22 protein-coding genes are annotated in these 21,201 nt (G+C 53.7%); 18 read left to right on the top strand and 4 right to left on the bottom strand.

All coding sequences use genetic code 11. The features are described from left to right. Nucleotides 1–32: 32 nt before the first annotated feature. On the bottom strand, nucleotides 33–377 hold the full coding sequence (locus tag ACKGJP_RS25910; RefSeq protein ID WP_409341674.1) for a YckD family protein: 345 nt from the start codon (nucleotides 375–377) through the stop codon (nucleotides 33–35). A 218-nt stretch (nucleotides 378–595) separates the two neighbouring features. Between ACKGJP_RS25910 and ACKGJP_RS25905 the strand changes: the two genes are divergently transcribed. The 3 genes from ACKGJP_RS25905 to ACKGJP_RS25895 are packed head-to-tail and all read left to right on the top strand — an operon-like array spanning nucleotide 596 to nucleotide 3,036. Further along, nucleotides 596–1,360, top strand: a complete 765-nt coding sequence (locus tag ACKGJP_RS25905; RefSeq protein ID WP_409341673.1) for a DUF2087 domain-containing protein — start codon at nucleotides 596–598, stop codon at nucleotides 1,358–1,360. Nucleotides 1,361–1,387: 27 nt separating this feature from the next. Next, nucleotides 1,388–1,801, top strand: coding sequence for a GIY-YIG nuclease family protein (locus tag ACKGJP_RS25900; RefSeq protein WP_409341672.1), 414 nt, complete (start codon nucleotides 1,388–1,390; stop codon nucleotides 1,799–1,801). Next, on the top strand, nucleotides 1,798–3,036 hold the full coding sequence (locus tag ACKGJP_RS25895; protein ID WP_409341671.1) for an MFS transporter: 1,239 nt from the start codon (nucleotides 1,798–1,800) through the stop codon (nucleotides 3,034–3,036). Before ACKGJP_RS25900 ends, ACKGJP_RS25895 begins: the two co-directional genes overlap by 4 nt. A gap of 108 nt (nucleotides 3,037–3,144) precedes the next feature. On the opposite strand, the gene ACKGJP_RS25890 is transcribed toward ACKGJP_RS25895, so the two are convergent. Continuing rightward, on the bottom strand, nucleotides 3,145–4,413 hold the full coding sequence (locus ACKGJP_RS25890) for an N-acetylmuramoyl-L-alanine amidase (protein WP_409341670.1): 1,269 nt from the start codon (nucleotides 4,411–4,413) through the stop codon (nucleotides 3,145–3,147). Between the two features lie 202 nt (nucleotides 4,414–4,615). Between ACKGJP_RS25890 and ACKGJP_RS25885 the strand changes: the two genes are divergently transcribed. Both ACKGJP_RS25885 and ACKGJP_RS25880 read left to right on the top strand, forming a co-directional pair. Further along, on the top strand, nucleotides 4,616–4,858 hold the full coding sequence (locus ACKGJP_RS25885; RefSeq protein WP_409341669.1) for a DUF4321 domain-containing protein: 243 nt from the start codon (nucleotides 4,616–4,618) through the stop codon (nucleotides 4,856–4,858). 42 nt (nucleotides 4,859–4,900) lie between these two features. Next, nucleotides 4,901–5,542 (top strand): Maf family protein, encoded by a 642-nt coding sequence (locus ACKGJP_RS25880; protein ID WP_409341668.1) that lies wholly within the window; start codon nucleotides 4,901–4,903, stop codon nucleotides 5,540–5,542. A gap of 208 nt (nucleotides 5,543–5,750) precedes the next feature. Here ACKGJP_RS25880 and ACKGJP_RS25875 read toward each other — a convergent pair whose 3' ends face one another. Continuing rightward, on the bottom strand, nucleotides 5,751–5,906 hold the full coding sequence (locus ACKGJP_RS25875; RefSeq protein ID WP_409341667.1) for a DUF1540 domain-containing protein: 156 nt from the start codon (nucleotides 5,904–5,906) through the stop codon (nucleotides 5,751–5,753). A 158-nt stretch (nucleotides 5,907–6,064) separates the two neighbouring features. Here ACKGJP_RS25875 and ACKGJP_RS25870 point away from each other — a divergent pair, with 158 nt between their 5' ends. The 12 genes from ACKGJP_RS25870 to ACKGJP_RS25815 all read left to right on the top strand — a co-directional run bounded on the left by ACKGJP_RS25870 (nucleotide 6,065) and on the right by ACKGJP_RS25815 (nucleotide 18,299). Continuing rightward, nucleotides 6,065–6,901, top strand: coding sequence for a sensor histidine kinase (locus ACKGJP_RS25870; protein ID WP_409341666.1), 837 nt, complete (start codon nucleotides 6,065–6,067; stop codon nucleotides 6,899–6,901). Continuing rightward, complete coding sequence (locus tag ACKGJP_RS25865; protein WP_409341665.1) at nucleotides 6,898–7,554, top strand: response regulator; 657 nt, start codon at nucleotides 6,898–6,900, stop codon at nucleotides 7,552–7,554. The genes ACKGJP_RS25870 and ACKGJP_RS25865 overlap by 4 nt, the downstream gene beginning before the upstream one ends. Nucleotides 7,555–8,033: 479 nt before the next feature. Beyond that, nucleotides 8,034–9,359 carry an RNA polymerase factor sigma-54 gene (rpoN, locus tag ACKGJP_RS25860; protein WP_409341664.1) on the top strand — a complete coding sequence of 442 codons (1,326 nt, stop codon included), beginning with the start codon at nucleotides 8,034–8,036 and terminating at the stop codon, nucleotides 9,357–9,359. A gap of 463 nt (nucleotides 9,360–9,822) precedes the next feature. Further along, a complete protein-coding gene (motA, locus tag ACKGJP_RS25855) occupies nucleotides 9,823–10,620 on the top strand; it encodes a flagellar motor stator protein MotA (protein ID WP_409341663.1) in 798 nt (265 codons plus the stop codon). Next, a complete protein-coding gene (locus tag ACKGJP_RS25850; RefSeq protein ID WP_409341662.1) occupies nucleotides 10,613–11,380 on the top strand; it encodes a flagellar motor protein MotB in 768 nt (255 codons plus the stop codon). The genes motA and ACKGJP_RS25850 overlap by 8 nt, the downstream gene beginning before the upstream one ends. 873 nt (nucleotides 11,381–12,253) lie before the next feature. Beyond that, nucleotides 12,254–12,943, top strand: coding sequence for a RadC family protein (radC, locus tag ACKGJP_RS25845; protein ID WP_409341661.1), 690 nt, complete (start codon nucleotides 12,254–12,256; stop codon nucleotides 12,941–12,943). A gap of 57 nt (nucleotides 12,944–13,000) precedes the next feature. Then, a complete protein-coding gene (locus ACKGJP_RS25840; protein WP_409341660.1) occupies nucleotides 13,001–14,035 on the top strand; it encodes a rod shape-determining protein in 1,035 nt (344 codons plus the stop codon). A gap of 91 nt (nucleotides 14,036–14,126) precedes the next feature. Further along, complete coding sequence (gene mreC, locus ACKGJP_RS25835; RefSeq protein ID WP_409341659.1) at nucleotides 14,127–14,996, top strand: rod shape-determining protein MreC; 870 nt, start codon at nucleotides 14,127–14,129, stop codon at nucleotides 14,994–14,996. Next, nucleotides 14,993–15,523, top strand: coding sequence for a rod shape-determining protein MreD (mreD, locus tag ACKGJP_RS25830; protein ID WP_409341658.1), 531 nt, complete (start codon nucleotides 14,993–14,995; stop codon nucleotides 15,521–15,523). Before mreC ends, mreD begins: the two co-directional genes overlap by 4 nt. A gap of 68 nt (nucleotides 15,524–15,591) precedes the next feature. Then, the gene (minC, locus tag ACKGJP_RS25825) at nucleotides 15,592–16,251 is read left to right on the top strand and encodes a septum site-determining protein MinC (RefSeq protein ID WP_409341657.1); all 660 of its coding nucleotides are present in this window, start codon (nucleotides 15,592–15,594) and stop codon (nucleotides 16,249–16,251) included. A gap of 92 nt (nucleotides 16,252–16,343) precedes the next feature. Beyond that, nucleotides 16,344–17,138: a septum site-determining protein MinD gene (minD, locus tag ACKGJP_RS25820; protein WP_409341656.1), complete on the top strand. Its 795-nt coding sequence runs from the start codon at nucleotides 16,344–16,346 to the stop codon at nucleotides 17,136–17,138. A 6-nt stretch (nucleotides 17,139–17,144) separates the two neighbouring features. Beyond that, nucleotides 17,145–18,299: an FtsW/RodA/SpoVE family cell cycle protein gene (locus ACKGJP_RS25815; RefSeq protein ID WP_409341655.1), complete on the top strand. Its 1,155-nt coding sequence runs from the start codon at nucleotides 17,145–17,147 to the stop codon at nucleotides 18,297–18,299. Between the two features lie 111 nt (nucleotides 18,300–18,410). Here ACKGJP_RS25815 and ACKGJP_RS25810 read toward each other — a convergent pair whose 3' ends face one another. Then, complete coding sequence (locus ACKGJP_RS25810; RefSeq protein ID WP_409347254.1) at nucleotides 18,411–18,560, bottom strand: hypothetical protein; 150 nt, start codon at nucleotides 18,558–18,560, stop codon at nucleotides 18,411–18,413. Nucleotides 18,561–18,728: 168 nt separating this feature from the next. On the opposite strand from ACKGJP_RS25810, the gene ACKGJP_RS25805 reads away from it, so the two are divergent. After that, entirely contained in the window at nucleotides 18,729–21,026 is a 2,298-nt protein-coding gene (locus ACKGJP_RS25805) for a glycosyl hydrolase family 95 catalytic domain-containing protein (RefSeq protein ID WP_409341654.1), read from the top strand. Nucleotides 21,027–21,201 lie beyond the last annotated feature (175 nt).

Genomic DNA, 21,201 nt, shown 5'->3' with positions numbered 1-21,201 from the left:
TTTGCGGAATGCTTTAACGAAATCGAACGAAGCTATGGATTGCGGTGTTCGTCCTTTTCCCGTTTATGATGCTTGTCCCATTTGGGAATGAAGCCGTTCTGCTCCAGCTTCTCGTAACGCTTCTCCATGCGATCGACCGCATGCTTGCCTTTTTCCTCGGACATGACGCCGAATTTGACGTATTTGCCGATGACTTCTTTTTTCTTTGCCAAAATATCTTTATGCAGGGCTGCGAGCTCGTTCTTTTGCTGATCCGTCAACTGGACCTTGGCCGATTCTTCCTGCGCTTGGTGGTGGTCCGCATAAGCCTGCATGCCGCCGAAGCCGAGTGCAGCCAGCAATCCCGCCGTAACGAGCGCCGTCGATAGTTTACGCATTGCACGCGTACCTCCTTTTTATAAGATGTGATTAGTATGGCTGGACAACCCTATGCTTATGCATGTTTTATCCAATAAACGATTTGGTTAATAGGTTTGCTTATTTTCTAGACGAAAATAAAAAATGTTTGGTTTATTGATTTGAATTGCTTGAAAAATAATAAACATTCGATTATGATGTCTATATAATAAATAAACGATATCGAGAGGTGTTTGTTTTGATAGATATTTCTGAATTGTTTTGGAATGCTTCCTTAGATGAAATGAAGCGCGGATTCGTTTATGAGGAAGCAAGCGAGTCCTATATTTGTCTGGTTTGCAGCAGACGGTTTGAAGAAGGCATCGTATACCCGCATGACGGCGTATTTTACGAAGCGAAGAAATACGTACGCCATCATATTGCCGAAGCCCATACGTCGATGTTCGACTACTTGATGAGTCTCGATAAGAAGCTCACCGGCTTGACCGATCTTCAGAAGCAGCTTATTCACAGCTTTCAACAAGGGATGAGCGATGCGGAGATCGTCAAGGAGCTGGAGGGAGGAAGCACCTCCACCATACGCAACCACCGGTTTACGCTGCGGGAGAAAGCGAAGCAGGCCAAAGTGTTTCTGGCTATCATGGAGCTCATGAACGACAAGCCGGAGAAGCAGCAGCAGCTTATACCGATCCACCGGACGGCGACGGTCTTGGATGAAAGATTCGTGATAACGGAAGAGGAAAACGCGTTGTTTCTCAATACGTATTTCAAGGACGGACTGGACGGAGCGATCAGCGAGTTTCCCAGAAAGGAAAAGCGCAAAATCGCCATCCTGAGACATTTGATCAAACGGTTTGAAATCAATCGCACGTATACCGAGAAGGAAGTGAACGCGGTGCTGAAGGAAGCGTTCGCCGACTACGTAACGCTGCGCAGGTACATGATCGAGTACGGCTTTATGGACCGGCAGCCGGATTGCAGTGCCTATTGGGTGAAAGTTTAGAATGGATGGAATCCAGGAGGAAGAGAAATGAACAGAAGAGAAGAGTTATTGTTGAATTATGAGCAAACGAAGCGCGATATGGGCATTGTTCGCATTCGCAACGAAGAGAACGGCAAACTGCTGCTAATCCCCAGTCCGAACATCCAAGGAACGATCAACAGCCAGCGGTTTCAGCTGACGAGCGGCGTTCATCGGAACAAGGAGCTGCAAAGCGAATGGAAGGTTTGCGGGGAGACGCGTTTTACGATCGAGGTATTGGAACTGCTCGACACGGGAGACGATGTATTGTTCGATTACCGGGATATTAAGAGCCCCGAAGGGATGCGCGCCGATGTCGTCCGCGATTACAAAAAGCAGCTGCAGGCGCTGGAGCGTAAATGGCTCGACGAGCTTCAGCCGTACGGCGAGCGCGGCTATCATAAGAAAGGTGTGGAAAAATGAATAACGACAAGGCCGCAGGAAAGGGCCTATTCCAGAACGCATTCGTGCGTACGATTCTATTGTCCAACGTGCTGCTGCAAATCGGCATTTGGGTACGAAATTTTTCGGTATTGTTGTTCGTCATGGAGAAGACCGGCAATGATCCTTACGCCGTATCTCTCATTTCGGTGGCGGAGTTCGCCCCAATCTTCCTGTTCTCTTTCATCGGCGGTACGTTCGCAGACCGCTGGCGTCCTAAGCGGACGATGGTCTGGTGCGACGTGCTTAGCGCGGTTTCCGTCTTTGCCGTCTTCGCCACGTTGTTTCTCGGATCGTGGAAGGCCGTGTTCTTCGCCACATTCATCTCCGCTATCCTGTCTCAGTTTTCGCAGCCGTCGGGCATGAAGCTGTTCAAGCAGCACGTTCCGGCAGAGAAGGTTCAGCAAGGGATGGCGCTTCTGCAAACGATCACTGCGATTTTCATGATTGCCGGTCCCGCGATCGGATCGGTCGTTTATCAGAACTTCGGCATTCAGACGTCCATCGTCATAACGGGAATCGCATTCCTGTTATCCGCAGCCGTACTGACGAAGCTCCCGGCTGACCGCAAAGAAGAACGGGCGCAGACGTCCGAAGGCTTCTGGCGGGAGCTTGGCGCAGGGATCGGATACGTAAGGAAGAGCGCCGTTCTGAGCGGGCTTGCCGGCACATTCGCCGCCATTGGACTCGCCAGCGGCTCTATGCAGCCTCTCGGAGTATTCGTGCTCACGGAACGGCTAGGCTTGCCGAAGGAGAATCTGCAGTGGTTCATGATGGTGAACGGCATCGCCATGCTGATCGGCGGCGGACTGATCGCCGCCCTGTCGAAGAAGGTCGCGCCGCAAAGACTGCTGGCCATCGGGATGATCGCGGATGCGATCGCGGCGGCGGCGATGGGCATGTCGACTTCGATTCCGCTTACGGTAGTCGCGCAATTCATTATGGGATTTTTCCTCCCTTGCTTTATGATCGGGATTAGTACGCTTATCCTGCAAAACACGGAGCAGTCGTTCATCGGCCGCGTCAACGGGGTGTTGAATCCGTTTTTTATGGGCATGATGGTCCTCGCGATGAGCGTCTCGGGATGGCTCAAGGATCAGTTTTCGCTGCTTGCCATTTTTGTAGCGGCAGGTGCCGTGTTCGTCATCGGTCTTCTATTCGTCATTCCCCTGTTTAAGCTGAAGAAGCCGGGGGAACAGAAGCAGACGGCGGCATAATCGGTATCCTCCAACAAGTAGAAAGCCAAAACGGCTCCATCGTCGCGGATCGAATCCGGACGAGGAGCCGTTTACGTTTCGGTTCATACGGGAAAAGCGTTTACTGGACTAGCGGCTTAAATACCGGTCCATCATCGCGCTGATTTCGCCGCGGGTAATGGTGCGGGACGGCGCGAACAGATTATCCGCTACACCGCCGACGATGCCTGCGGCATGCAGTCTTCCAATCGCTTTGGCCGCCCACATGGTATCCGCGACATCGTCGAAGCCGGAAGTTGCTGCAGGCAGCTTCGAGCCGACGATCCGGTCGAGCAGAGCAGCGGCTTCCGCGCGGGTAATCGGCTGGTCCGGACGAATCGTGCCGTCCGCGTAACCGTCCATGTAGCGCAGCTTGGCTGCTTTCATTAGCGTTTCGTACGCCCAGTATGTAGCAGGTAAATCGCGGAAGGAAGCAGGAACGGGGCTGCATTCGCCGCCGTATACGCTTCCCGTTACCGAGACGTTCGCGGCGGTTTGTTTAGCCGTTTCCGCTGGTTTCGGGCAGACGCCGCTCTGGCCGGGCTTCGGTTCCTCGAAATGAAAGGCGCGATCGAGAATCGCGGCAAATTGGGCGCGGGTGAGAGGCTTGTCCGGGTAAAAATAATGATTAATGCCGTTGACAATCCCTTTTTCCTTCAACCGCATGATCGAGGATTTGGCCCAGTGGTTCGTAATGTCCGGGAACGGAAGCGCCGCATATTCGGCGATGCCCTTCGCGATGCCTTCGGCCATTGACTGCCTGACCGATGCGTCCGCCAGTAGTGCGGCATCCGACCGGTTGGACAAGAATGCCGTTTCCACAAGCACGCTCGGGATCGTTCCCATCCTGACGACATAGACGGCGCTCGGCACGAGGCCGTCGTTTTCGGTTCCGGCGCTTCGCACGACGCCGTCAAGCGTTTGCTGCGCCAGCAGTTTACTTACATCGCTCCAGGCGGTCATTTCCGCGCTCGACGGGTAGTCGTTTTGCGGATATGCCGCATCGTAATACAGGACCATCGATCCTTTGGCTGAGGATGACGGATGGGAGTTCGCATGAACCGACACGAAAATGTCGGCATTCTGTTCGTTCGTAAATTCGACTCGCTCGGCGAGCGACAGGTAGACGTCCGAATCCCGCGTCATCGACACCTCGTATCCCCGGCTCAGCAGTTCGTTCTTAAGCCGCTGGGCGATGTCCAGATTGACGTATTTCTCCTGCAGTCCGCCCGCGCTTACCGCTCCCGGATCGCGTCCGCCGTGACCGGCGTCGACGACGACCTTAAAGGCGGAGGCGGGAGCTGCCGCCACCATCATGGCGCAAGTGGCTGCGCATAGGGTTACCCATAACTTTCTCATCGTAAGCTGTACCTCCCCAGCGTTCATTTTATCACAGGATGCGGTAGCGTTTTCCATGAAATATTTCCCTATTGCCGAATTTTGACGGATATTGCCGTTTGAGGATAGGCGCGATAGCTAAGGAAGGCTTTCATTGTATTGGTTTGTCCGAATCCGTATAATGGGAATGATAGTTTGTGGGCGAGAATGAGGAGAGACGCGGATGAAAAAGTCGAACTGGACACTTATTTTGTTCATCGTCATCGGGCTGATCGCCGGGGCGATTATTACGCAGCTGCTCGCTTCCGTGCCGGGCATATCGTTTCTGACGAAGTCGGCGGAAATCAACTGGCATCCGAAAGCGGATTTGCAGGTGATCCGTTACGATCTGCTGCTTGAAATCAGGCTTAACTTAATCAGCATCATCATGATGATAGCTGCAATATGGATTTACCGGAAGCTGTAAGAGAATCGTACAGAGACGGAAGACCAATCGGAGGAAAGAAAAATGGAGAGAAAGATGACGCTCATACTAGCTTCCTCTTCGCCTAGAAGGCAGGAGCTTATTCGCATGCTTGGTTTGCCCGTTCGTATCGTCGTCAGTCATGCCGACGAAACGGTGGAGGAAGGAACGGCTCCGGCCGCAATGGTGGAGCAGCTCGCGCTGCGCAAAGCGGAAGCCGTTAACGAACTGCTTAAAAGCCAAAGCACGGGAACGGTTCGCGACACGGCTTCAGGTTTGGCCGAGGAAGACGGCTCGGGCATTATTATCGGCGCAGACACCATTGTGGTGTTGAACGGCGTTGTCTACGGCAAACCGGCGGACGAGGAAGACGCATTCCGCATGCTGAAGCTTCTGCAAGGAGCCGTACATCAGGTATACACGGGCATCGCCTGCATCGATCGCCGCTCGGGGCGTCTGCTAGTGCGCAACAAGAAGACCGACGTTACGCTTCAGGCGCTGACGGACGCGCAAATCAGGCGGTATATCGCGACCGGCGAGCCGATGGACAAGGCCGGGAGCTATGCGGCGCAAGGATTTGGCGCGACTTTCGTCGACAGAATAGACGGGGATTACTACTCCGTCGTCGGGTTATCCTTAAACTTGCTCAGCGGGATGCTTGCCGAGTTCGATATTGCATTGCCTTGACAGGCATCAAAAAAGAGATGACGTTGGCGTCATCTCTTTTCCGTATGTTGAGCAGTTGGGATAAGCATATGAGAATCAGGCAAATGTGTGATAATAATTATCATTCTTGGTAATACTGATTACCGAAGCGACAAAACAGGCAGCCTTTTGCCGAAGGCTGCCCGTTTCGTAAAGCTTGAGATTGGTTTTGAGGCACAGGGCATTCGATCTAGATTTTCGATTCGAATGTTTTGCAGTCGGTTTCTTCCGAATTTACCGCCTGTTTGCCGCGATGGCTGACCACATAGATGGAAGAAGCGTTGCATTTGTTACCGTTCGCCCAATATTTGCAGGAATTGACTTCGCACAATACATCTTTTGCCATTTTGCATTCACCTCCTTCTGTTTAGCATGGACAAGTTTCACACAGGTTTATACAATGAAAGCACCAGTCTGCCCAAAAACCGCCTTTTTTGTTCAAAGGACGGCCGGGCGTACGGTGCATTTTTGGCGTTGTCGTCTGATGGAGCTGGAGGGAAACGGATGTCCTATAAAGAAATCAAATGGTTGATCTTAACGATTCCGACACTTACCATCGGGATTTGGGAGTATGTCAGGCACGATTTGCTCATGTCCCTCGTTTCGATGGAGGTCGGGAACATGCTCGCGCCGATTCTGGTTTTTGTCGTAACGGTGACGCTTTCGGTCAAGCTGTTTTCGATTCTCGAAACGACACAGGAGGAGCTGAACAAGGAGCGCGCACTGAAGGCGGCGCTTGTGGAACGCGAAAGGATTGCCCGGGAGCTGCATGACGGCATTGCGCAATCGCTTTTTTTGCTGTCGGTCAAGGTGGACCAGCTGGAGCGCAGCGGAGGAAGCGAGAACCATGCGGTGCAGATCGGAAAGCTGCGCAAAACGGTGCATCAAGTCAATGAATACGTCCGGCAGGCGATCGCCAATTTGCGAAAGCCTCCTGTACCTGATACGATGCCGTGGATGGAGTCCATTCGATCCTTGATTGCCGAAACGGCGAACGATACGGGAATGGCCGTAGACTTCCGCTGGGAGCTGCCCGAAGAGCGGCTTTCCGCCAAGGAAAAGGTCGAGCTGTACGCTTCACTGCGCGAGGCGCTGCTGAACGTACGCAAGCATGCTCAAGCCGAACGGGTCAGCGCGGAATGCGAAACGATGGCGGACGGCGGCTGGGCGTGTACCGTTACGGACGACGGACGAGGCTTTTTGGGAGGAGATCCTTTTGCCATGCCGGACAAGTACGGCTTGCAAATTTTACGGGACCGGGCGAAGGAAATGGGTTGGGAGCTGACGCTTGAGCGTCTGGAGAAGGAAACGAAGATGGTCATTCGAAAGAAGGGGAAATGATGAATAATGTGTTCCGCGTCCTGATCGTGGACGATTCGGCGCATGCGAGGGAAGGCATGCGCGATATTCTGAGCATCGACACGATGTTCGAAGTCGTTGCCGAAGCGCAAAGCGCGAAGCAAGCGATAGAAATGACGGAGCGGATGATGCCGGATCTCGTGCTGATGGATATCCATATGCCGGAAATGGACGGCCTGGAAGCGACGAAAGCGATCAAGAGCCGGTTTCCCTATGTAAAGATCGTGATCGTAACGGTATCGGACGACATCGCCAATCTGTTCGAAGCGCTGAAGAAAGGGGCCCAAGGATATCTGCTCAAAAACTTGCACCCTTCCTCTTGGCACGAATATTTACGGGCGATCGTCACCGACGAAGCGCCGATGTCGAAGGAGCTGGCCATCCGTATTTTGCAGGAGTTTACGCCTAAAGAGCAAACCGTTCACGAGGAACGCGGACCGCTGACCGCGCGGGAGAGAGAAATACTGGAATGGGTGGCGCGCGGAAAATCGAACCGGGAAATATCGGAACAGCTGGTCATTTCGGAGCATACGGTGAAGAACCATATGAAAAACATTTTGCAGAAGCTGCATTTGGAAAATCGGGTTCAGCTTATGCGTTACGTCTATGAGCAAGGCTGGGTGCAGCCCAAGTAACGACATTCGGCATGCAGATGAGTAACCGGTTCGCTCCTTGGACATTATTGGCACGTTATTTGCTTGCTTATAAATAGGCGGCAAATTGCGTAAGCGTTCGAAAATTCGAACGCATAACGGACAATCGTTGCCAAATAATGTGAAAGTGAGGGAGGCCGATGACTTACGTGCTGCTCGGATTGTTTTCTATCGCCTGCGACTCCATACATGCGGTTTGCGTCTTCCTGACGATCGAGGGGGCAAGACGCATTCGGACCGCGAACCTTATGCCTCATTTTGGTTATGCGATAGAGTACGGGCGGCTCAAGGCGACGTTCGGACGACCGATCCGAGAGCGTTCATCGCCTCGAAATAAGGAAAGGTGCGAATTGCCGTATTTATGATAACGCTTCCATCTTTTATGCAGGGATTTCTTGTCATCTCTCCGTTATAATGAAGGACAAAGCGTATTAGCAAACGTATAAAGGCGGTGAACCGTGATGGCGCTAAAATCTGCGCTGACGCAAACCCAATCGCTCAAGCTCGGCATGACGGTCCAGCTTCAGCAGTCGATTCATTTGCTCCAGCTGTCCGCATCCGAACTCGCGGAATACGTGCAGGAGCAGTCCACGCTCAATCCGATGCTCGACATATCATGGCGTGATTCCCGCAAAAACCGGGGAGTCGGAGTTTCCGCAAGCGCCTATTCGGGGAACGGAGCGAAAGGCTACGGGAGAACGGAGGCCGCTTGCCAGCCGGAAACGTTGGAATCGGCACTGATCAGTCAACTCCGTACAGCCGCAGGGAACGATAGCAAGCGCAAAATTGCGGCGTTCTTGGCGGGCAACCTGAATGAAGACGGGTATTTGGAAATCGGGCTGGAGGAAGTTTGCGCCGTCCTGCAAGCGCCGTCGGCACGTGCCGAAGCGGCACTGAAGCTGCTTCAGTCGTTGGAGCCGGCGGGGGTTGGCGCGCGCAATCTGCAGGAATGCCTGCTGCTGCAAATCGAACGCGACCCGGATGCGGACCCGCTCGCCGCGCCTGTCGTAATCGGCTTCCTGCAGGAGCTGGGCGGCGGCAAGCTCAAAAAGATCGCGGAGTCGCTGCGCGCGCCGCTGGAAGCCGTCGTCCGGGCGCTCGACTATATTCGCCGGCTCGACCCGCGCCCGGGCCTTGCCTACAGCGAATGCAACGGCAAATATATCGTCCCCGATGCCGTCGTTGCCGCGGAGCGGGACCAATTCGTCATAACGCTTAACGAATCGCTTATTCCCCAGGTTTCGCTGAGCGGCTGTTACCAAAGCATGCTCGTGACAGGCGGCAGCAAGGAAGTCAACCTCTTTTTGCGCGATCATCTGCAAACGGCCAAATGGCTGATCCGAAGCCTCGAGCAGCGGAACGCGACGCTTTACCGGGTAATCGAAGCGATTGTGGAAGAGCAGCGGGATTTTATGGTTCACGGCGTTACCCGCATGCGTCCGATGAATATGAAAGCGATTGCAGAAAAACTCGGCTTACACGAATCGACGATCAGCCGAACCGTACGCAATAAATATGCACTTACCCCGCAAGGGCTGTATGAGCTGAAATATTTTTTCTCCGGCAGCGTCGCCGGCGAACAGGATGCCGCTTCCGCGGAAAGCGTCAAATCGAGAATCAAGCAGCTGATCGACGCGGAAGACAAAAGGGCGCCTCTGTCCGATCAACGGATTGCCGACTTGCTTTCGGCGGAAGGCGTGCAACTTGCAAGAAGGACGGTCGTGAAATACCGGGAGGAAATGCGGCTGCTATCCTCGCGTTTCCGTACCGTAGCCGGACATTCGTAAGACCCCATACAGCAAGGCCGTCCGCCTGAACCGTCAGGCATGACGGCCTTTTTTTATTTGAATATGCGTAATGAGCATCGAAGGCACAAGTTGCTGTGCGGGGGATTGTTAGGGCTCCTCGCAAAGGAATCGGAATGAGCATCGAAGGCAAACGTCGCTTTGTTGAGCCTATTTGTCCAATATTATGGGATAAGCTTACCGCTATCGTCTGGTTGGGCGCGTCGGATGTCCGGGTATTGCCCGCGTCGGCCGTCTTTTTTATTGGGATGAACGGTTAACGGCAGTCGATTTTCTTCGTTTTACGGCATGAAGCTCGGTCATAAAGGGGTTCTTATAACCTTGTAATAAGAATATGTTGAAGAACTGGTTCGGAAGAACTAGAATAGGGAGAGCGCAATCGATGATCATTGACGGCGCGACACCATGAATTTTCACTTACATAACCTGGGGGGCTGGCAGCTACATGGAGAAGTCGAGTATTATCGGAATTATTCTTGCGGTTATTGCAGTTGGAGTCGGAATGGTACTGAAGGGAGCCAGTCTTAGCGCGCTCGTCAATCCCGCCGCGTTCCTCATCATTTTCGTCGGAACGGCCGCTACTTTGTTTATCGGCTTTCAAATGCCGGAAATTAAAAAATTTCCGTTTTTGCTGAAAAAAATTTTCGTCGGCCAAAAACTGCAAGACAAAAAAGAGCTTATTCAAACGTTTATCGAATGGACGAACATTTCCCGCCGCGAAGGGCTGCTTGCCTTGGAGAGCAAAGTAGAATCGATTGACGACCCTTTTATGAAATACGGCATGAAAATGATTATCGACGGCAACGATCCCGATTTTGTCAAAGAAGTGCTGCTTGAGGATATCGGGGCGATGGAGGAACGTCACCGCTCGGGAGCGTCTTTGTTCTCGCAGGCCGGTACGTATGCCCCTACGCTCGGCGTTCTCGGGGCCGTCGTCGGACTGGTCGCGGCTCTCGGCAATCTGAACGAGATGGACAAGCTCGGCCATTCCATCGCCGCCGCTTTTATCGCGACGCTGCTCGGGATTTTTTCCGGATACGTGCTCTGGCATCCGATGGCCAACAAGCTGAAGCAAATGTCGAAGAAGGAAACGGAAATCCGCTTAATGATGGCCGAGGGGCTCCTCTCGATTCAATCGGGCGTTTCGAGCATCGCGATCGAACAGAAGCTGTCGATCTTCATCCCGTTGTCGCAGCGATTCCCTGAAGAGAAACAAGCCGGGGAGGGCAAAGCCGGTGAGTAAGCGTAAGAAAGAGCATCACGAGGAGCATATCGATGAAACGTGGCTGATTCCGTACGCCGATTTGCTGACGCTCCTTCTCGCCCTCTTTATCGTCTTGTTCGCAGCCAGCCAAGTGGACAGCAAGAAGTTCAGCGAGCTGATGCAAGCCGTTAACGCCGCCTTCAACGGAAATGTGGGCGTGATGAATCAGCCGGGCATTTCGCAGTTCCCGAAGCCGATTCAGCCGCAGACGACCAAGAGCCAGGACCTGGAGCAATCGGGCAAGGCGGAAGGAGACGGCCGCTTCGAAGAGGAAACGAAAGAGCTGGAAGCGATGAAGGAAAGCATAGAGAAATACATAGCCGACAAAGGGATGGATGAGCAGCTGGCCGTAGGGCTCGATGATAAGCAGCTGACGATCACGATCAGCGATACCGCGTTGTTCGGATCAGGGAGCGCTGCGGTAAGACCGGAGGCGCAAAAACTGGGGATGACGCTTGCCGACATCCTGATTCAGTACCCGGGCTATCAAATTCTGGTGACCGGCCATACCGACAACATTCCGATCAGCAACCGGGAGTTCGAATCGAACTGGGATTTGAGCGCCAAGCGGGCGATCAATTTTATGAAGGTGCTCCAGCAGAACAAGCAGCTCGAGCCGGGCAGATTCAGCGCCATCGGCCAAGGCGAGTTCCGCCCCGTAGCGCCTAACGATACGAAAGAAGGAAGAGAGAAAAACCGCCGGGTGGAGCTGTCCGTCCTCCGTAAAACCTTACCTTAAGGCGGCTTGCTCCGAACAGGTCGGGTGCTTACAAATGCGATCTGCAACTAATCTAAAAAGACGGTCGTCAACCGGGAATTTCCTTGGTTGCTCCGTCTTTTTTATTTATGTGGCCAAGGTAGCGGCGATCCGACCAGCTAACCGACTAACCGCTAACCCCGCACCCCGCACCCCGCACCCCGCACCCCGCACCCCGCACCCCGCACCCCGCACCCCGCACCCCGCACCCCGCACCCCGCACCCCGCACCCCGCACCCCGCACCCCGCACCCCGCACCCCGCACCCCGCACCCCGCACCCCGCACCCCGCACCCCGCACCCCGCACCCCGCACCCCGCACCCCGCACCCCGCACCCATTCATACTGATGATTGATCAGTTTTCACCAAACGAGCAAGCCAGTGCTTAAGCGCCGAGTAACCGGCGGCAAAATAGTGAACTATGCTTCACTAATAATGAACCTAAATTCACTAAAAGCCTTCGAAAACATTCGCTGCAGTCACATAGTGAATCCAGCTTCATTATTAGTGAACGTAACGGCAAAATAGCGACTTTTGCTTCACTATTTGCAGCTTAAACTCACTTCCAGACCTGAATAGTGAAGTTTGCTTCACTATTAGTGAACGCAGGTTCATTACATCTCGTAAGCGTCGAGTATGCCAACAGATGAGGGCATCGCAAATCCTCAAAAACCGGATAAACCTGCAAACTGCAACGGGTCCGGCAAGTTTGCAGCGACACGAAACGAGTCCGATCGCGAAGTTTCCACACGATTCGTCGTACAGGCAAAAACATGCTATAATGGGGTGTGGCAGTAAAAGTGCCGCTTTGTGATATGAAGAGTGCCGTAACAACCGAACGAAAGAGGGGAATTGATGGAGTCGCACAATTTCACATTGCGCGATGTCCCCAGTGAGGATAGACCGAGAGAACGCATGCTGCAATTTGGGGCTCAGTCGCTTAGCAACGCCGAGCTGCTCGCCATTCTTCTGCGTACGGGTACGTATGCGGAGTCGGCGGTTACGCTCGCGCAGCGGGTGCTGATGGAAACGGGCTCGCTCCGCAATCTTGTGGAAACGAGTGTCGATCAGCTCACGCGCATTAAAGGGATTGGCGCTGCAAAAGCATTGCAGCTCAAAGCAAGCATCGAACTGGGCAAAAGGATCGCCCGCAGCACGATGGACGACAAAGTAACGATCCGCTCGCCGCAGGACGTAGCCGCGCTTGTGATGGAAGACTTGCGCTACTTGCAGAAAGAGCATTTTGTCTGTCTGTTTCTGAATACCAAAAATCATGTCGTTGGCCGGGAAACGTTGTCGATAGGCAGCTTGAACGCATCGATCGTTCATCCGCGGGAAGTGTTTCGGGCGGCGATTCAGCGAAGCAGCGCTTCGCTCATTTGCGTTCACAATCATCCGAGCGGAGATCCGACGCCGAGTCCGGAAGACATCGCGATTACGCGGCAGCTGATGGAAGCGGGAACGATTATCGGGATTGAAGTGCTTGACCACGTTATTGTGGGTGACAACCGTTTCGTTAGTTTGAAGGAGAAAGGTTTCGTATAATATAATAATTACTCGGGAAAGCAATAGAGGGCTTTCATTATTGAAGGGAGCATAACCATGTTTGGTGGATTCACGAAAGACTTGGGAATCGATCTGGGAACGGCGAATACGCTCGTTTACCTTAAAGGAAAAGGCATCGTCGTGCGCGAACCGTCCGTAGTCGCGCTTCGTACCGATACGAAAACGATCGAAGCGGTAGGCGAATCCGCCAAAAGGATGATTGGCCGCACACCGGGCAATATCCGCGCCGTAAGGCCGATGAAGGACGGCGTCATTGCCGATTTTGACACGACGGCGACGATGATCAAATATTTTATTCGCCAGGCGCAAAAACAGCGCTATTTGTTCCAGCGTCACCCGTCCGTTATGGTGTGCGTCCCTTCCGGCATAACCGCCGTCGAGAAGCGTGCTGTCGAGGATGCGACCAGACAAGCGGGCGCCCGCGAAGCGTACACGATCGAGGAGCCGTTTGCAGCGGCTATCGGCGCCGATCTGCCGGTATGGGAGCCGACCGGAAGCATGGTTGTCGATATCGGGGGCGGCACGACCGAGGTGGCCGTCATCTCGCTTGGCGGCATCGTCACGAGCCGTTCTATTCGGGTAGCCGGCGATGAAATGGACGAAGCGATCATGCAATACATTAAACGCACATATAATTTGATGATCGGCGAAAGAACCTCGGAGAGCTTGAAAATGGAGGTCGGCTCCGCGCTTCCGATGGAGAAGATCGAAACGATGGAAATTCGCGGCCGTGACCTCGTATCCGGCTTGCCGAAGACGATCACCGTCACCTCCGACGAAATTACCGATGCGCTGACCGATACGGTGGGAAGCATCGTGGATGCCGTGAAAGTCACCCTTGAGAAATGTCCGCCGGAGCTCGCCGCCGATATCATGGATCGGGGCATCGTGCTAACGGGGGGCGGAGGTCTGCTTCGCAATCTGGACAAGCTGCTCTCGCGAGAAACCGGCATGCCGGTGCTTGTTGCGGAAAACCCGCTGGATTGCGTAGCCATCGGAACGGGACGCGCGCTTGAGAACATTCATTTGTTCAAGCTCAAATCCGGTCCTGCCAGCAAGTCAAGAAGATAATTCGCGAGCGTTCGGAAGCGGCATCCCGCATTTGGAATCGAATAGGGGAGCCGCTTCGTGAACGACCTTTACGGGCAGAAGGTGTTTGGTTTTGTTTAAATTAATGGGGAATAAGAAGCTGCTCATCCTGATGGTGGCTCTAATCGTATTCATTGCGCTGTTCGGTCTTACGATCGTCAAAAGAGAAAAGCTGACATGGCCCGAACGGTTCATTAAGGATACCGTTTCGTGGACACAGGGGCTGTTTTACAAACCCGCAGGCATCGTAGCGGGTTTCTTTGAGGACATTCATAACCTGCGGGTCGTGTATGAGGAAAACAAAATTTTGAAAATGACGCTTTCCCAATATGCTCGCGATACGATGCGGCTGAACGACCTGGAAGCGCAGAACAAACGCTTCAAGGAACAGCTCGCGTTTACGGAGCGCCAAAAGCAATCGGATAATTATACGTACCGGGTGGCGGAAGTAATCGCGGTCAGCACCGACCCGATCGTGAAGACGATCAATATCAATCTCGGGGCGAAAGACGGGATCAAGCTGAACATGGCCGTCATGTCCGTAGACGGGCTGATCGGACGGATCATGGTCGTATCGGACTTCAGTTCGACCGTACAGCTGCTTACCGACATCGACGATACGAACAACATGTCCAAAGGAATCGCAGCGACCGTTAAAGGGAAAGAAACCGAGTCTTTCGGCTTGATCGAGCGTTTCGTCGGCGAATCCCAGCTCCTTGTTTTGTCCAAAATCGAAAGGTCCGAGGAGTTTAACGTGGGCGATACCGTCGTTACGTCCGGATTGGGTCAAGTATTCCCGCGGGGACTGGAGATCGGTACGGTCGTTTCCAAAGAAGTCGGCGAATTCGGCATCACGTATAAAGCGATGATTCAACCGAAAGCCAGCTTCCGTCATTTGCGCGAAGTATTTGTCGTGGACCGCCCCGGGGGAGGGACGGAATGATGCGTCAGCACTGGCTGATCGCTCTGCTTTTTTTGGTATTCTTGCTGGAAGGCACGGTTCTGCAGCTGCTTGTTCCTGTGGTATGGCAAACCAAAGTGACGGTGTCGCCTCAGCTGATTCTTCTCGCCGTGCTTTATATTTCCGTTTTTTTAGGAAGGCATCGCGGAGTGGTTTATGGTCTGGGCTTCGGCCTGCTTCACGATATCGTCTATTACGGACCGATGATCGGTACGTATTCGTTTGGTTTGGGCTTCTGCGCTTATTTGGTGGGCTGGCTGGCACAGCGCACGCGCGGTGGCATTTTTAGCAGTCTTCTTTTGATTGCGATCGGCAATCTCGTTTTTCTATGGATTCATTACGGCATTTATCGTATTTTTCAAATTACGCATAACGATGTGGAACAAACGTTTCTTTATCAAATGGTCCCGAGTCTCTTGGTCGATTTGCTTATCGCTCTAGCGATCTATGTTCCGATGCGTAAGCTGCTTGAACCGCTCGCCTTCCCGCAAGCAGCGGAAGACGAATAATTTTGCCCCGTAGAAGGAAATGGGTGTTGTCAAGCAGAATTGTATGTGTCAGGAGGTCGTGTAGGCATATGAACGCAGCAAAGCATCATGTGACGATCAAAGGCGTGAAAGACGGCCTGATCTTTCTGATGGACGATACATGCCCGTTCGACGAACTGTTGAACGAGCTTGAGCATAAGCTCAGCAAAACGCATCAGCAATTTTTGAGCGGTCCGCTTATTCATGTTCAGATTAAGCTCGGCAAGCGATATGTCGGCGACGAAGATAAAGAGCGGCTGCGCGAGCGTTTCGCCAGCTGCGGCAATCTGCTCATTCAATCGATCGACTCGGAAGTGGCGCTTCAGACGGAAGCTGCTGCATCTTCGTTATCGGTGATGAAAGGCATGATCCGCTCCGGACAAATCGTCAACTACGAAGGCAGCGTCATGCTGCTCGGAGACATCAATCCGGGAGGCACGTTAACGGCTACCGGCGATATTTACGTATTGGGAGCGCTTCGGGGGTCAGCCCATGCCGGCACGAAAGGCAATAAAGAGGCGATTATCGCGGCCTCGCAGCTATGTCCGACCCAGCTTCGCATTGCGGAAGTGATCAGCCGTCCGCCCGACGAATGGGGAGTGGGCACCCTGTACATGGAGTTCGCTTACGTGCGCGACGACGTCATGGAGATCGAGAAGATCCAGCATCTGCAACGGCTGCGCCCGCATTCGCTCGTAGTCGGACAATAGGGGATTCGCAGGTTTCTGGGGCTCCCCGAAAAGTAATCGGAATAAGCTTCGACAGGTTAACGTCACTTTTTGGGGATTAGGGGAGTGGAACAATGGGCAAAGCAATAGTCGTAACGGCGGGCAAAGGCGGAGTCGGTAAAACGACATCGACAGCTAATATCGGCACCGCTTTGGCTCTGCAAGGGAAAAAGGTCGTCATGGTCGACACCGACATCGGACTTCGCAATTTGGACGTTGTCATGGGGCTCGAAAACCGGATCGTGTACGATTTGATCAACGTAGTAGAGGGGCGCTGCCGTCTGCAGCAGGCGCTCGTGAAAGACAAGCGTTTTGATGAGCTGTACATGCTTCCTGCAGCCCAAACGAAAGACAAAGACGCGGTAACGCCGGAGCAGGTCCGCGATATCGTCCTCGAGCTGAAGAAGGACTTCGATTTCGTCCTGATCGACTGTCCGGCCGGAATCGAGCAAGGCTTCAAAAACGCCGTTGCCGGAGCGGAAGAGGCAATCGTCGTAACGACTCCCGAGCGCACGGCTGTTCGCGATGCGGACCGGGTCATCGGGCTGCTCGAGACGAACAAGATTCATTCGCCCAAGCTGCTTATCAATCGTGTCCGCAACAATATGGTGCGCAGCGGTGATATGCTGGACATCGACGAGATTTGCTCCGTGCTCGCCGTCGAGCTGCTCGGTATTGTGCCGGACGACGAAGCGGTCATCAAAGCAGTCAATATCGGGGAGCCGACGGTGATGAATCCGTCCTCCAAAGCTTCCATCGCCTATCGCAACATCGCACGCCGCATGCTTGGCGACTCGGTTCCGCTCATGCCGCTTGACGAGCGTGCGGGCTTTATGAGCAAGGTAAGAAAGATTTTCGGAATGGGATGATACACCTTGCTTGACAAAATTAAAAAAATTGACTGGTCGATCGTATTCCTGTTATGCGCCTTTGCGGTCATTAGCACGCTGCTCGTATACAGCGCAACCTTGAACGATCCCGATATTAAGGTTCCCGCCAGCAAAAGCTTGATCATTTACACGATCAGCTTCGTCGTTTTTTTAGTAGTGGCGCTGCTCGATTTTCGCATTTTTATTAAAACCTCCTGGTTTACTTACGGGTTCGGCATCCTATTGCTTGTAGCCGTGTATTTGTTCGGCGCGGAAATCAACGGGGCCAAGGGCTGGTTTAAGCTTCCTGGCGGATTCTTGTTTCAGCCGGCGGAACTCGTGAAGCTGCTCATCATCATCGCGGCATCGGCATATATGGCTAAGAGGAACGGAGAACAGCTGAGGCTGCTGGGAGACGTCATTCCGGTAGGCGTGATCGTGTTCGTGCCGTTCGTGCTGGTGCTTATCCAGCCGGACCTCGGGAACGCGGTCATCTACCTGGTCATCCTGCTCGGGCTGTATTGGATCGGCAATATCAAATACACGCATGTTCTGATCGGTACGGCGGTTGTAGGCGCCTTTCTCACCTTGTTTTTTTATTTGTTCATTCATTTTCACGACGATATCAAGCAATTTGCCGTCGATCATAACAAGAAGCACTGGGTGGAACGGATTGACACGTTCATCATGCCGGATCAAGTTTCCGAGGACGAGAAGTATCAATCGAAGCGGGCCAAAATCGCCATCGGCTCCGGTCTGCTTACCGGCGACGGCTATTTAAAAGGGAATTCGGTTCACAAAAACTTTATCCCGTTCGCGTATTCGGATTCCATTTTCGTCGTCGTCGGCGAAGAGTTCGGCTTTGTCGGAGGGGCCGTGCTGCTCATGTTGTATTTTCTGCTCATCTACAGGATGATTCTGATCTCGATCCAATCGACCGATTTAAGCGGCTCGTACTTAATTGTCGGGATTGTGGCGATGTACGTGTTCCAAGTGTTCCAAAACATCGGCATGTTCATCGGGCTGATGCCGATTACCGGGATCACGCTGCCGTTCGTCAGCTACGGAGGTACGTCGCTGCTTATCAACATGATCGCGATCGGACTCGTGATGAGCGTGAAGCTTCATCAGGAAAAACCTTCGATGTTCAAAGAGGCTTGACCACGTAAGTGCAATCGGTACGGAATCTCTGTTCCGAATAGCGGTTCGACGAAGAAAGGCTGTCCCCCTTTATCGGTGGGCAGCCTTTCTTTTGCCTCATGCCTGATGCCATCAGGTTGTGCGGGGATCGAAAGCGTTAAGCGCATTGACGCTGTGACTGAGCGCGGCTCCGGCTTTGACGGCGGAGGCGGCGACGATCGCTTCCATCATCTCTTCCCGCGAACCGCCAAGCTTCTTGAACTTGCCGACGTGAACCTCGATGCAGTACGGAACCGTGAGACGAACCTCTCGCTGGCCGGCTCATTTGATCTTCCACATGGCATCTTTCCGTGCTAAAATATCAGTTATCTGACAAGTGCTTGTCCCACGCAATGTGGAGCGTAACCATTACAAAGACTACTTCTGCACGCCAAAAGGAGTACATACTCGATGAGCGACATGAATGCAACAAAGCTATGGTTCCCCAAAGCGGCGTCCCAATGGGTGGAAGCGCTGCCGATCGGCAATGGCCGGTTGGGCGGGATGGTTTTCGGGAAGCTGGAAGAAGAACTGATTCAACTCAACGAAGATACCGTATGGTACGGAGGCCCGCAGGATCGAAACAGTCCGGATGCGGCGGCTCATTTGCCGGAGATCAGGCGGCTGCTGTTTGCGGGCGAGGTGCAGGAGGCACAGCGTTTGGCCAAAATGGCGATGACGTCAACGCCGAAATATTTCGGCCCGTACCAGCCGCTCGGCGATTGGAGCTTGTCTTTCGAAGGCCATGGTGCGAAGGCTGAAATATACCGCCGCGAGCTTGACCTGGCAACCGCGATCGCCAGCGTCAGCTATACGATTGACGGCGTCCGGTATACTCGGGAGCTGTTCGCGAGCGCGCCGGATCAGGTTATTGCCGTGCGGCTGTCCTCGGATAAGCCTGCGGGCATCACGGTTTCGACAAACTTGAGCAGACGTCCGTTCGATGGGGGAACGATCGTGCTCGGTTCGAACAGAATCGCCATGAAAGGGCAGTGCGGTCCCGACGGCGTTGCATTCCATGCGGTGCTTCATGCTTCGGCAGAAGGTGGCAGCGTGCGTACGGTCGGCGATTTCATTTCCGTCGAACGTGCGGACAGCGTGACCTTCCTGCTCGCGGCGGCGACCTCGTTCCGCTCCGCGAATCCGCTGGAAGCTTGCGTGCGAACGCTAGATTCGGCTCTGGCCAAGCCTTATGAGCGACTGAAAGCGGATCATATCGCGGAGCACAGATCGATGTTCGACCGCGTTCAATTGAAGCTGACCGAAAGCGGAACGTCGGATCGCGAGCTGCTTAGCCTGCCGACCGACGAACGATTGAAGCGGGTCCAGCAGGGGAATGAAGACAACGGACTGGTATCGTTATATTTTCAATACGGCCGCTATCTGCTGCTGGCCAGCTCGCGGCCCGGCAGCATGGCCGCCAATCTGCAGGGCATCTGGAACAACAATTTTGTGCCGCCGTGGGAGTCCAAATATACGATCAATATCAACATTCAAATGAATTACTGGCCGGCGGAAGTATGCAATCTGGCGGAGTGCCACGACGCGCTCTTCGACCTTGTCGACCGCATGCGGGTCACAGGCAGGCATACGGCCAGTAAAGTATACGGTGCAAGAGGCTTCGTCGCGCATCACAATACCGGATTATGGGCGGACACGGCAATCGACGGCATTCATATGCCTTCCGGTATTTGGCCGATGGGCGGCGCTTGGTTCGCCCTCCATTATTGGGAGCACTTCAGGTACGGCGGAAACACGGACTTCTTGGCGAAACGCGCCTATCCCTTGATGAAGGAGGCTGCGGAGTTTTTCCTCGATTATATGGTGGAGGACCCCAAAGGCCGGCTGGTGACCGGACCGTCGTTATCTCCGGAAAATACTTTTTTGCTGCCTAACGGTCAATCCGGCGTGCTATGCATGGGGCCTTCGATGGATATCCAGATCGTCTATGCGTTATTCCATGCCTGCCTGGAAGCGGCTACGGCTCTAGGAACGGATTCGTCGCTGCGCGAGGAGCTGGAGAAAGCACTGCTAAAGCTTCCTCAACCGCAAATCGGCCGACACGGCCAGCTGATGGAATGGCTTGAGGATTACGAGGAGAAAGAGGCGGGCCACCGGCATATTTCTCACTTGTTTGCGCTACATCCGGGCGAGCTCGTGACGGAAAAAACGCCGGAGCTGTTTAAAGCGGCGCGTCAGACGCTTGAACGAAGACTTGCGAACGGAGGCGGCCATACGGGTTGGAGCCGGGCATGGATCATCAACATGTGGGCTCGGCTGAAGGACGGAGCCCAAGCATACGATAACGTGATGGCGCTGCTTCGCTCCTCCACGTACCTTAATTTGTTCGATGCTCATCCGCCTTTCCAGATCGACGGCAATTTCGGCGGCACGGCGGGCATTGCCGAAATGCTCTTGCAATCGCACGGCGAAGAGCTGCACTTGCTCCCGGCATTGCCGCAGCAATGGAGCGGAGGATCGGTCGGCGGCCTACGGGCCAGAGGCGGTTTCGAGTTGGCGTTCGAATGGGCGGAGTCCCGGTTGACAAAGCTAACGGTAAGAGCGTCGCAAAACGGCACTTGTACGCTGAGGTTCAGCGGGTCGCTTGCGGAAGCGGCCGGTATGGACATCGAACGATTCGAGCGGTATGACAGCTCCTACATTCGCTTCCAGGCGGTAGCGGGACAAACGTATACGTTCCAGGGGTAGTCAGCGAGCTCTGAAGCTTTTAGAAGGGAAGCTGCCTTAGAACGGGCTTTTCCCCCTACGTAGAGAGCTAAGTTAGACGATAGTTTTTAGCAAAAGCGGTTGAGCGGCATTTTATGCCTGCTCAACCGCTTTTTTTGAGTGGATATTATAAGGAGCACATTTTGCTTTCCTAGCA

The organism is Paenibacillus litoralis (genome assembly GCF_046244365.1).
Lineage (GTDB): Bacteria > Bacillota > Bacilli > Paenibacillales > NBRC-103111 > Paenibacillus_V.
This window is presented reverse-complemented; position numbering and strand designations above follow the sequence as displayed.